The following is a 12680-nucleotide window of genomic DNA, read 5'->3' as shown; positions in this document are numbered from 1 at the left end:
TAAAGCTCTTCAGCGATGAAGTACTTTGCCCGAGTATATTCTGATCAAAGCCATTGGCTACTGAACCTACGGTTACATAAGTGCCGTAGCCCGGAGCAGGGTTAGGATTGGGGGATGCTGTGGTTACCCCTTCCTGCCATGCCTGGTTGATGGTTTGTGTGCCGCCTACAGGAGCGTTCATCAGCCTCCATGCTCTTCTTGCAGGTATATAGCGCTCTACGGTTACATTGCCTGATATAGTGCCTGTTACAGGCGCTACCCTTGCCGTATTGGTTGCCGTGCTCTTCAATGTAAGCTTACCACCGGTGGTTAATGCACCGCTGGTGATAGTCAATACATCATATACTGCCAGTGCCGTACCTATGGTTGCTGCAGCACCTGTGCCACTACGGTTAAGCGTAAACGCTTTTAACATGCCGCCACCTGATGTAAAGTTGATATTACCAAAGTTACCCCCACCGGTGCCTGTTATGATAAGGCTTGAAGTGGTTGAACCGGTTAGAGTACCCGCGCCTGTTAGTGTGGTGAGTGATAAGGTATATCCATTTATTTTTAGCTGGCTGCCTGAAGAATTAACCAGTGTGCCCAGTACAGTCCAGTTGCCTGTCATGGTATAATTACCGGCGCGGTTGGCAAGATTAAAGGTTTTGCCTGCGCCGAAGTCGGCGGGTTGTGTGCCGCTGCCATCGGGGTTTACTCCCCAGGTGGCTACATTGTGTAGGTCGCCGGTGGGTTTGGAGTAGAATTCCGTTGGCTCAGATACACTACAACCTTCATCAATTTCCCCATCACAATCGTTATCTATGCCATCATCGCATATCTCTTCTACACCAGGATTGATGGTATTGTCATCGTCTTTACAATCGCCATTCCGGTCTGCATAGCCATAGGGTGCGTTGCAAGAATATATTTTTCCTTCTTCTGTGCCATAGCCATCACCATCACCATCCGGGTATATCCAGAAAAGTAAGCCTTCATCTATTTGTCCATCACAATTATTGTCTACACCATCACATATCTCTGTTGCTCCGTGATAAATATCCGGGTTGTTGTCATTGCAGTCTGAGCCTGGTGATTCAGTATAACCAAAAGGAATATCGTTTCCAATACACTTTTCTATACCTGCCCCAACAGATTCACCATCTCTATCACTATCAATATACAGAATTGCAGTACGCCACACTGTATTATCATTATCATCACAGTCTGAACCCGGAGATTCAGAATAGCCTTGTGGAATATCTGCTCCAATACACACCTCAGAACCAAATGCAACAGGTTTTCCGTCACTATCAAAATCAGCGTATAGTGTTACAGTGCGCCATACTTTATTATCATTTGGACTGCAATCCTCATTATCGGATACTCCATCTCCATCGCTGTCTGTAGGCACACAAACAGCATCTTTGCTATCGCAATCTTCATCTATACCGTTGCCGCATATTTCAGGAGCGCCGGGGTGAATGGTGGCGTCATCATCTTTACAATCGCCATTGGTTGCTGTTAATTGGGCTTTCAGCTTATAACCTGCGGGCTGATCGCATTGTGTTTTTGTAGTGCCATCGCTATAGCCGTCATTGTCCGCGTCTTTATACCAAACGGTGGTGGGGTTTATATTCGCATCATTATCGTTACAATCTGAACCTTTGGTGGTTTGGATATAACCGGAGGGTATATTTTGCCCGTAACAAACGGTATGCTTTCCGCCATCATAGCCATCGCTATCTTTATCAATATAGAATTCTGCAGAGCGCCATTTGTTGGGGTCTTTGGGGGCGCAATCATCTTTATTTTTCACGCCATCATCGTCCATATCATCGTTATAATTCAAAATAACATCAGACGGATTTACAGTTATACTATAGCCTATCGGAAGGTTCACAGTTGAAAAATTTCCGCTGAAATTTCCGCTTATAATTACGTTGCTGCCATTAGACGGGCTCACTTTTTCTATTACATTTAATGTGCCGGATAGCATTAGTGGGGTTCCGGAGCATACTAATTCTGCATTATTAGCAATAGATAGCTGGCCGGTATTACTAAAATTCAGGTAATCAATATGTAATCGTCCTGCGTTAATGTTTAAAGAGCCATTTTGGATAAAATTAAATGGGCTTCCCGATGCAAAAAAAATGTTGTCATTGTTTTTATTAATAACACCGCCTGCATTATTTACGAGATTTCCCCAGACCGTGTTAATGGCTGCATAAAAACCACCGCTATTAAAGTTAATAACACCATCGTTTGTAATATTCGTTTCATTTAAGTAAGGGTTGCCACTAACGTTAAAGTTCATTGTGCCACCAGAAAGTATTTTAATGGTGTTGCAGGCATAATTTCCTCCATTCCAGTTATATACGCCGCCATTATAAATTTCAAAGATTGGGCATCCTCCCTGGGAATTGGCATTGTGGTTTACTGTTCCATAAACCCTTAAATCAGCCGTCGAAGAACCACTACTGTTTACATTACCGTCATTGAGATTGAGCGTAGCCCCCACTTCCACTGTTACATCATTTATTGTAAAGCTGCTACCCTGGGTAAGAATATGCGGGCTTCTAATGGTAATTGTGCCATCAGAAGGAGTAGGATAATTAGTTGCAGCCACCCAACTGGTTCCGTTGTAGGTTTCCCAACTGCCTGCATCTTCCCAGTTGCCTGATTGCTTACTCCTGTAATCTCCTGTTGATTGGGCATAAACACCCAATTGCACGAACAGTAAAATCGTAAAAATAATGTACCTCATGTTGAAAGTTTTAGTGGTATGTTTAAATAGCTGCTTTTTAATTCAAGCGATTGCACCCAGGTCTTTTCTTTTTTAGTGTGTATGCATCGCCTGAATATGATCATAAAAACAATAGCGTCTTTTTTTTCTATGTCTTTATTAACATATACAGTCTTGTATTGTTTTATGCCTTTTATTTTACATAATGATTTTTCTTTTTCAAGCATTTGCCAGGCATTTACTATTGATGAGGATAAGGTTACAATAGTAAATGCTCCTTCAGCATTATATAGTATTCGCGTATAGCCGTTTTCAATTTGCAGTTCCATTGCTGGTGGTTGAATGTGAGAGAACTGCCGCCTATCCCTTCTTCTCCTTTTCCAAAGGAAAGGGAGGGGTGCTACAGAATAAATCCAGACTATTAACTAACACATAGCTATATAGCGTGTCCATGCAAAGGTTGTCTCTCTAACTCCCTTTCGTAAGAGAAAGGAACAATATTTTAAATGTATGGCACGATCTGTTTCCGGAGATTCGAAAGATATATTGAAGGATTGAAAGATGCAGTAAAACTAACGATGCAGATGTATATGTGCAATAGCACAAAAGTTGTAGTACCTCTTCAAACATTTAATATTTATGATGCTAAAAAAATAGCTTTATTCCTTTTTTTATCATAACCTGGTATGGTTGATCCATCTTTATCTTTTTCATAGGAACGCCGGCCTCTTTTATTTTTAAGGCTATTATTTGTCCGTCTGCTCCTCTTACATATTTCATCTGCATGGTTGATTGTATGCTTCCCAGCGAAACTGTACCCTCAGCAATTGCACCTTTGTTGATCAGTGTAATTCCTTTATAAACCACCGGGTCTGTTACCACAAATGTTACAGGTTGATGATCCCTTTTTAATTTCATATCAGGCAAATGTTCAAACACTACCTCGAATAAAATTTCTGTATTAATAAACAGTTCTTTGGGCAATTCAGTTTGCGGCGGCGCTTCTGGTTGTTTTGCCGGCGTTACCACTACTTGCTGTTTAGCTGTTGAATCCTGCACTGGTAACTTGTCTTTTTTTTCATGTTCCGGGTCCGTCTTTTTTTCTGCAATTGTTATATTCGTATTTTCTGGTTTTTTTTCTGTTTGCGTATTTGTATTGGCTGGTTTGTTTTTTATTACCGGGGGAGTAATAACAGGAGCAGGTTGTATAACTTCTGCTGTTTGTTTTTTTTCTTCTTTTTTCACTGTAATGTCTTCTTTAACTCTGGTGGGATTATGTGTACTATCTGTTGAGATAATAGTAATGGGTACAGGATGTATTTCTTCCTTAATTTTCATATCAGCAGTCTGGTCATTATTTTTAAAGATCCCCCAGGTTATGCCTGCTGTAGCTGCAACTGTTGCAAAAATTATTATTCCGTAAATCAATGTTTTGCTTTTATTTACTTTTTGAGGAGGGGGAGATAATTTCCTGGTGGTAGAGATATCTTGGATAATATTCTTAAGGTCTTCTGTTGTAAGCTTTTGAGGAGTAACTATGTCATCAGCCTGGTCTGCTCTTTTAGCATAGGAGGAAGGTCTTTGGGAAGAAAAATTATCACCGGTATCAGTTGTTTTTTTTGCAAAAACAAATCCATCCGGAAATACATTTTTACTTTCATTATTATTGGCTGTAATTTGAATTGCCTTCAATAGTTGATTTACACCTTTTTCATATTCACCCGTAAAATCAATCCTTTGTAATCTTCTTAACCTGAAAGATGTTTCGGTATTAGTTAAAAGAACGGGAATGACTTTCTTGTTTTGCTCAAGCGCAAAAGATATTTCATCCATGGCATTCTTTGATTCCATGGATTGGGGAGATATAATAGCCAGCACGCAGGTAGCGCTGTTGAGGGCCGCCTCGATTTCATTATCCCAATGTGCACCTGGCTGAATATTCAGTTGATCCAGCCAAATATTTACTCCGGCAGCTTTAAGATCGTTTGCCAGCTTTAAAACAAAAGGTGTGTCAACCCTTGAGTAGCTGATGAAAAATTTATCTGACATAGTGCTGTTATTTAAAAAATCAAGTGGTTAGGAAACTATTTCCTCACTATCACCTTAATAATATTCCGGCTATCCTTACCTGTTATGTATAGGGTTCCGAGCCTTCTAAAAAGTTCGGAACCCTGTTGCTTATTGTTTTCTTATGGCTTTAAATACTATAGAAGCTGGAATTGTTGCCGGGTTTGTTTTACTTGAATCTACAGCACGTATTACTCTTCCGGTAAAAATTCCTTCAACAAACTGGTTCGTTTTTCCATATGCCTTCACTTCGCTTGAGCCTTCTTTAATTATGTAGGCTTCAGCACCAGCATTAATAAGACCTGTGGTGTTGTAAGTGCCTGCACTTTCATTGCCGCTAAACGAGAATGATACACTTGCATATTTGGCATTACCAAAATTGTAATTTTCCGTTTTACCTGAAATGCTGGTTGTAGTACCGGATCTTGATGCCGATATTTTATCTATGGGGGCGGTAATATTATAAACAGCAGTATCTATAGTGACCTTTATTGCCGAAGAGTCGGTTGCAATTGCTGTATTTACTTTAACGCTTACTTCATCACTTGCTGTGGCGCCTTCATTATCAGTAACAGTAATCCTATATATATAGGTGCCTGCATTGGTGAACGATGCGGATGTGTTTGTACTGGCAGGCTGCGAAATAACATCGCCGGCGGGCCCGCTTACTTTTTGCCATAAGTAGGACACAATATTTCCATCAGGGTCGCTTGCAGTTGCAGCTAAATATACCTGTACACCTGCAGGCACTTCCTGATCATTTCCGGCATTTACAACGGGTGGTTTATTGGGAACTGCCTTTATGCTTATTTCATCACTTGCTGTGGCACCTTGATTATCTGTAACGGTAATCCTGTATACATATGTTCCCTCATTAGTGAATGATAGGGCTGTATATGCACTGGCAGGCTGCGAAATAACATCGCCGACGGGCCCGCTTACTTTTTGCCATAAGTAGGATACAATATTTCCATCGGGGTCGCTTGCGGTTGCGGATAAATATGTTTGTGCACCTGCTGATACTTCCTTGTCATTTCCTGCATTTACAACAGGGGGCTTATTTTGCATGCAACTTTGTATGCTTCCAATATCTGTAGTGCCCTTTGGAAATATCATAGTAGTATCTTTTAATACAGCGAAGCGGGAATTGTAAAACCTGAAGTTGATTGACGGTATGTTAGTGAGACACACTTCTCCTTCGATCACAATAAATTTTCCACTGCTGTCAATACGGGTACTTTGCAAAAAGCGCGTTCCTTCATACAGGTATAATAAACCGTCGTTTTGCAGTACACGACTGTCGCAAACAGCCAGTTTTCCTTTTAAAATATTAGTTGAAGAAGTATCATCAACCATAAGATTACCCAGATCTGTGTCATTAGAAAATGGGCCAACTTTAAAAACAGGTATATTGGAGTTACATGGGTTAACCCAAATCTTGATGATCATGCTATCGCGTGAGCCCATAAAATTAATTGAGCCGGTCGAATCTGTAAAATCTTCCTGATGTCTTACACCATTAGTGGAAATAGTGAACTTTTTATATGCAACAGGAGCATTGTTTTTATCTACAAAACGTGCTTTAATTTTATACAAAGGCAGCCCTGCATAGTAATCATAATTCCAAAAGCTGAAATGCGATACCTTTCCCGTAAACCTGTTGCCTTCTTTTGTAGCAAAGCCTTCTTCTTTCCAAGGCCCGCTGTTTTCATCCATATACCACAACGGTATGCTCGATGTGGCCTGGCTTAGTAATTGCTCAGGAATTTCAGCGCTTATGGTAGCTGGCTTGCCTTCGGCCAACTGGAGTTTTTCGCCGCTTTCACCTTCCAGTTCCACATTCAGCATACCAAAGCTGATAAGGCGCACTTCTTCATTTTTTGCCGTAAAACCTACCAGGTTACCCGGCATGATTTGCAAAAAATCTTTTGCGGTGGGGTTAATATATTTTGCATATACTTTTACGACGCCGCTATATGCAGATTTATCGGCATCTTTTATTATGGCGTCCGCGTCAAAAATTATTTGTGAACCATCGTCAACGGCTACTGTTGCTCCGGCAGGTGCATTGAAGGTGGCGGTAAGTGTACGTTTTTGCAGCTTTACCTCTATATTGTTTTCCCTGCCGGCATCAATATTTACGGTTTTTAACCCTTTAAAATAGCCTTCTTTCTCAATTCGTATAAAGCCATTGCGCTCCATGATCTTTACATTGCTCAACGAAAAACTTCCCAATTCATTGGTTTGTGTAGTAATGCTGCCAACCGTAATAACAGCTTCATTTACAGGTAACCCTTCCTCATCCCATACTTTACCTGATATGTTGGCGGTTATTTCTTTGTCTGCCGGAATATCATCGCCGGGATTAACCATGGGGTCGTTTTTTCGGCATAATGTAAATAAGATTATACATGATAGCAGTAATAATACCTGTAATGTTCTTTTTTTTAATACAGCGTTCATGGTTTATTCGTTTAGTAGTAAATAAAAAAATAATGGTACGGACAGCTACGCAAAGAGGTTTTTCAAAATTGAAATGCGGATTGTAAGAGGCTATGTAAAATTATTATTAGGAATAGGGTTTGTAAATAGCACAATAGTTGTAGATACTGCAATAGAAAAAGATGAATATTGATAATAGTGATATCGTTAGCTTTTAACACTAATCACAATTATAGGTAACGACAGCACCCGGCGCTATCGCCAGTACTTCAGACTGGGATGATATAGGGCTGCGAAATATATATGGTAACCCATAGGCGTTGAGTGCCGCAACTTCGCTCCGTGGCTGGTTAACACTGTAGTTCCTGTCAATAAATTGCCAGATTTTATTGGTTTGCCTGATGTTGGGTTTGCCGCTATAGGTTACATCAGGTATTATGAGGTTGCCGTCTGTATTATAAACAAATGTTTTTTCACTTGTATAACCGCTTTCTTCAATAGTTTCTTCTTTAATAATACGACCAAACATATCTAAGGTAAGGTGGCTAACTCTAACGCTTACATATGTATCCGGATGATCGTTAACCGTGTAATCTCCTGAACTGTATACAAACACAGAGTCTGTAATTTTTGTAGGACTGGTATAGGTGTATAAATGCCAGAAGGTAATAAATGAATCAGATGTATATACGCGTAATCGGCCCATTTCATCATAAGCAAACCCTTTATTTAGCCTGTCAGACAGTGGATACACAAAAGGAGTATAATACTCAATAGAAGATGGGTGGCCGTTTGTGTTATAAGCAAAATACGCGTAAGCTTCTAAAAACTCTTCCGCATTATCAGGGTTCATTTCATTAAACGTTATTTTCTCAATTCTGCATTTTCTTGCAGGATGACCAGGGTGCGCTATAAAATAGTCCCATACTTTAGTGCAGCCTGAAAGGCCTGCCAGGACTACTATTATTGGCAGAAAAATATTTTTACGCATAGTTGTAGATTTTTAAAAGATTAAAAAATTTTGTTATGCTGTGACTTTTATTGTGGACTTTAATGATTTTTTGTAATAAGAAAGTTCCCTGAAATTTAATCCTGCATTGAATGCTGTGCCTGGTATAGAGTTGGGTAAATTGAACGGAGCTATTTCTTTGCCTCTCACATTATCATTAATCATCCCTTTAAAATGTGATACCACGCTATTTAATAAATTTTCGATCAATGATTCTACCGGCGTAAATAGCGGCGGCCAATTCAAATCTATCCTGATCGAATCTACCCTGGTAAGCTTTATCACTGCTTTATTGCTTCTTACCGGTAAAGTGTGGGAGACTGTTACTTCAATATCAGGTACTGCAATTGGAATCCATTTCCAACCTATCAGCGGCGCTTTTACCCCGGCATGAAGCGTGGTGGAGATTTTTAGCTTAACTTTTCCCCTTCCGTTATTAATAATAATAATGGGGCTTGGTGCACTTAATCTGCCTTTAACACCTGCCGCAAAACCGAAAGCGCCATTAGCGGTTTTATTAAACCGGTGCGAGATGCTGCCGACTAATTTTTTAATAAGCAGGTTGATAGCCTGTGCAGAAGCCGTTCCGATAATAGTGGCATTAGAGCTGGTTCCATTATTTAGTGATGGCAGTTCACCAGAGGCTGGCCGGTCTGCTGCTGATCTGCTTAATCCACTAATGTTTGCACCGATCTCTAACGCGGGCCCGGAAATCACGGTGCCGCTTCTTAATTGAACAGGTACATCGGTTCCGAAGATGTTTTGTAATTGCGGTAGGCGTATCGCAGATATTTGCGCTGATATTGATGGAATAATCTTGCTGTTTATAACTGCCTGAATCAACGCATCAACTGGTTCTGGATTATCAATACTTACCGTTAATGATCGTATTGATAAAATCCTGCTTACAATGCTTAACAAGCCTGCTGCAGTTATAGCAACGGTTCGGTTGAATGTAGCACCTGAATCCTGATGTGTGATTTTTATTGTAACAACACTTAACCTGATCTTAATATTCCTGGGTGGCGTTGAACGGAAATTGCCTAAAAGAGCAGTTGGCGGTTTTGTTATTTGATATGCGTAATTAAACTCACCGGAGCTGCCCGCTCCTTTAAATTGATCCGGGTTATGTTCAAAAACTTTCTTAAGTGTCATATCGAAGATATTGTTTCCTCCGTAAACCATTAATGCTTCCATGTGTTTAAAGTTTTAGGTTTCTGTAAAACAATTACAGGATCAAAGATGCAAACACAATAAAGCCTTAACAGCATTTCCTCTGCTAACAGCATCAAATACTCTATGAACGGAAATGTGGGAGTTGAACAGAAGCTGTAACCATATTATGGTTTACGGAGTATGAAAATTCACCTTTAAGTTTTGCGACAAATTCTTTTACGAGTGTAATGCCCAGCCCTGATTTATCGCTGGTAATTTTATCTTCCTGCAGGGTATTTAAAAGCGCTGTATTTTCTTCGCCTGATTGATTCGATACGCTTATATTAATTTTTTCATCAGCCGCTGCCGTAATAGTTATGAAGGAAGAAGAAAGTGAAAATTTTATTGCGTTAGAAAGTATATTGCGGAGGATTATGGTAAACATATTTAAGTCTGACCTTAAAGATATAGCTGCAGGTATTGTATTCACTATTGTCAGGTTCTTTTGCAGCGCATTTGCATGTAGCAGGTTTATTAAGTTATCCGTAAGATCGTGCAGGTTTATATCTTCAATATAAGGTACAAACTGGTGTAATTGCGATTTACTCCATATCAGCAGGTCCTCTAATGTTTCCAGCAGTTGCTCTGACTGCATCATTAAAGCTTCATCTTTTTTACCCGTTGATCTGTTATGTAACTGCAGGTACGCATAAAGGCTGCTGATCGGGCTTCTTAAATCGTGGCTGATTACGGAGAACAATTTTGTTTTTACCTGGTTGGATGAGTCCAGTTCCTTGTTAAGGAGTTCAATTTTTTCCTTTTGGGCTTGTAATATCTTATTGGCTTTTTGTTTACGCCGGTAGCTGATAAAGCTGATTATGGCGAGGCCCGCCGCTAAGACCAAACCCGATAATGAAAGCAGCAGGTTCCGGTTTTTTAGTTTGTTTTCAATTTCCTGGGTCCTGATTTTTTCGTCTTTTTTGTCGGATTCGTATTTTTCAGAGAGTTCTAATATGTATTTTGATTTTTCAGTATTGTATATTTCTTCTTTTATTTTTTTTTCCTTTTGTAAGAATTCATAAGCCTCCTTATACATCTTTAACGTGTCATACAACTCCGAAAGATTATGGCAAATCGTAGATAAATCAACATTGTTGCCTTGATTTACATTCAGGTTATAGCTGTTGTTTAAATATAAAAGAGCCATTTTGAAATTTCCGACATCCCTGAAGAGTAATCCAATATTATTATATGTTGCCGCCAGGGATATATTATCGCTATTTCGTTTTGCAATTGATTCGGCTTTAAAAAAATAGATAAATGCACTGTCGGGTTGTTTAAGTGCATAACAAGTCCCTAAATTCAGATAATGTTCATATAGCAGGTCATCAGAAAGAACAGATTTATAATTATTAATTGCCGTGTGGTGCTTGTTTATTGCTTCGTTTATCCTGCCGCCTTCTTTGTCAATTAAGGCCATTTCATTTAACAACTCAACAATTCTGATTGAATCTCCTAATTGAATATAGCCGGTGAATGCTTTTGAAAAATACTTTTCCGAAAGGGCAAGTTCAGATTTTTGAAAATATAGGTTACCTAAATTCTTGTTGCATGTTGCTATTCGCTCTTTGGCATCTATCTTTTCAAAAATTTTTAAAGAATAGAAATAATCGGGAACTGCTTTTTCAAATTCTTCTAAATTAACAAGACAGTTGGCTTTTCTCATATAAGCATTGCCGAGATCAATCTTTTCTAATTTTTGAGAATCAGATAAAGCCTGATTATAAAGATTAAGCGCGATTAAATATTTTTTGGCATTTAGAAAGCTGTCAGCCTGGAGTAAAGGCTGACAGCTTAACGATATCGCTTTTGTAATTACAAGTAATACTAAACAAATATGTTTAATAGTGTACAACACTAATTTACTTTTCGGAATTTGATAGATAGCTGATCAAACGTTGATTTAACAACTGCTTTGGTATTCTCTAAGTCCTGATTCTTCAAAAACGAATTTATTAATTCATACCCAGTTGGGTCTAAAGATATTTGATCAGCAAAATATTCATCTTTTACTGCTGCTCTTCTATTAAGGCTTCTCTGGTATATTGTTATTGATTTTTTTTTCTCCTTATAAATTATTTCAAATAGTATACTGCTTTCGTTTTGTGTTTGAAATCTTAGTTGAATTGTTTTATTAAGCATTCGGATCAGCCTTTTTATTTCTTCGTTGGTTGAGCCGGTTGTTTTTGGAATATACGTACCTGAAATGCTTGTAACGGCTTTTTCTGCCGGGATATTACATGTACTAATATCAGGGCATTTTTGTTCTCTTGAACAAATGTTATTGCTTTTATCGGATGAATTACAAAACTGTGCATTTCCTGAGGTAGTTATCATTTTATCGATTTTAACGAGCTGAAAAACTAATAAAAATAAGAGGTATTTCATTTTAGCAGACTTAATTGTGATTTAAATGTTTTTCCAACGGGTAATTTCATGCTTTGTATATATATGTCATTACCATTAATTTTACTTACTTTCTGAACAGCTACCGCATAACTCCTGTGTATTCTAACAAACTCATTCCCGGGTAATTTTTCCATAAAATGTTTCAACTTCGAAAGTGTCATTATTTTTTTCTCTGACGTTACTACTTTACTATAATCTTTCAAAGCCTCTATATACAATATGTCATTTATATCAATGATATGTTTTGTAGTACCCTCTTTAATTGTAATCGTATTTTTCCCAACATGCGATTCGTATATATCGGATCGGGAAAGCAATTCGAGATATTCCTTCAATCTTTTAATACAGGTTTCAAACCTTTCAATTTTAACCGGTTTTAATATAAAATCAAACGCATGCAATTCGTAGCTTTCCCAGGCATGTTCACTAAAAGCAGTTACAAAAATGCAAATGGGCTGGGGCGATAGTTTCTTAAAGTAATCTATACCGTTCATAACTGGCATATCGATATCCATAAAAATAAGCCGGGGAGCATGTTGCTGGATAAAAGCATTGGCTTCAAGCGGGTTGTTAAAACACCCTTTTAATTCAAGTATATCCTGTTGTTCAACAAGGCAACGCAGGTATTCCATATCTATTTGCCGGTCCTCAATAATAATACATGTAACCTTTTGCATAGTTAAGGCCTTTAAGTGCGAGTATGGATTTGCTTGTTAACAATTCATCAAAAGGTACAAACCCGGAACAATACAATGAGGGATTACATAAGTCGGATGTGTAGCGATATTAATTACAGATACCTGCAATGCTACT

Annotated in this window: 9 protein-coding genes; all 9 read right to left on the bottom strand. The window is 38.7% G+C overall.

Annotated features, from left to right (window positions below):
- Positions 1–2746, bottom strand: a 2746-nt coding sequence (locus DC498_RS25005; protein WP_206197744.1) for a putative metal-binding motif-containing protein, incomplete at its 3' end; no start/stop codon positions are given.
- On the bottom strand, positions 2743–3054 hold the full coding sequence (locus DC498_RS25000; protein WP_116876855.1) for a hypothetical protein: 312 nt from the start codon (positions 3052–3054) through the stop codon (positions 2743–2745). The genes DC498_RS25005 and DC498_RS25000, both read right to left, overlap by 4 nt.
- Before the next feature lie 316 nt (positions 3055–3370).
- On the bottom strand, positions 3371–4774 hold the full coding sequence (locus DC498_RS24995) for a toll/interleukin-1 receptor domain-containing protein (RefSeq protein ID WP_116876854.1): 1404 nt from the start codon (positions 4772–4774) through the stop codon (positions 3371–3373).
- A gap of 129 nt (positions 4775–4903) precedes the next feature.
- Positions 4904–7165, bottom strand: a complete 2262-nt coding sequence (locus tag DC498_RS24990; protein WP_165813959.1) for a PKD domain-containing protein — start codon at positions 7163–7165, stop codon at positions 4904–4906.
- A 289-nt stretch (positions 7166–7454) separates the two neighbouring features.
- Entirely contained in the window at positions 7455–8225 is a 771-nt protein-coding gene (locus tag DC498_RS24985) for a hypothetical protein (protein ID WP_116876852.1), read from the bottom strand.
- Between the two features lie 33 nt (positions 8226–8258).
- Complete coding sequence (locus DC498_RS24980; RefSeq protein WP_116876851.1) at positions 8259–9440, bottom strand: hypothetical protein; 1182 nt, start codon at positions 9438–9440, stop codon at positions 8259–8261.
- A gap of 100 nt (positions 9441–9540) precedes the next feature.
- Positions 9541–11316, bottom strand: coding sequence for a tetratricopeptide repeat-containing sensor histidine kinase (locus DC498_RS24975; protein WP_133176977.1), 1776 nt, complete (start codon positions 11314–11316; stop codon positions 9541–9543).
- The gene (locus tag DC498_RS24970) at positions 11316–11795 is read right to left on the bottom strand and encodes a hypothetical protein (RefSeq protein ID WP_133176976.1); all 480 of its coding nucleotides are present in this window, start codon (positions 11793–11795) and stop codon (positions 11316–11318) included. Before DC498_RS24970 ends, DC498_RS24975 begins: the two co-directional genes overlap by 1 nt.
- A 47-nt stretch (positions 11796–11842) precedes the next feature.
- Complete coding sequence (locus DC498_RS24965) at positions 11843–12544, bottom strand: LytR/AlgR family response regulator transcription factor (protein ID WP_116876848.1); 702 nt, start codon at positions 12542–12544, stop codon at positions 11843–11845.
- Positions 12545–12680: the final 136 nt, after the last annotated feature.

The sequence above is a fragment of the Terrimonas sp. genome, from assembly GCF_003075435.1.
Lineage (GTDB): Bacteria > Bacteroidota > Bacteroidia > Chitinophagales > Chitinophagaceae > Agriterribacter.
The sequence above is the reverse complement of the archived record's forward strand: the minus strand, read 5'-3'. Positions and strand labels throughout refer to the sequence as shown.

Coding starts and splice junctions, on each gene's coding strand:
- DC498_RS25000 (WP_116876855.1), bottom strand. CDS start 3,054: ATGGAACTGCAAATTGAAAACGGCTATACGCGAATACTATATAATGCT.
- DC498_RS24995 (WP_116876854.1), bottom strand. CDS start 4,774: ATGTCAGATAAATTTTTCATCAGCTACTCAAGGGTTGACACACCTTTT.
- DC498_RS24990 (WP_165813959.1), bottom strand. CDS start 7,165: ATGGTTAATCCCGGCGATGATATTCCGGCAGACAAAGAAATAACCGCC.
- DC498_RS24985 (WP_116876852.1), bottom strand. CDS start 8,225: ATGCGTAAAAATATTTTTCTGCCAATAATAGTAGTCCTGGCAGGCCTT.
- DC498_RS24980 (WP_116876851.1), bottom strand. CDS start 9,440: ATGGAAGCATTAATGGTTTACGGAGGAAACAATATCTTCGATATGACA.
- DC498_RS24970 (WP_133176976.1), bottom strand. CDS start 11,795: ATGATAACTACCTCAGGAAATGCACAGTTTTGTAATTCATCCGATAAA.
- DC498_RS24965 (WP_116876848.1), bottom strand. CDS start 12,544: ATGCAAAAGGTTACATGTATTATTATTGAGGACCGGCAAATAGATATG.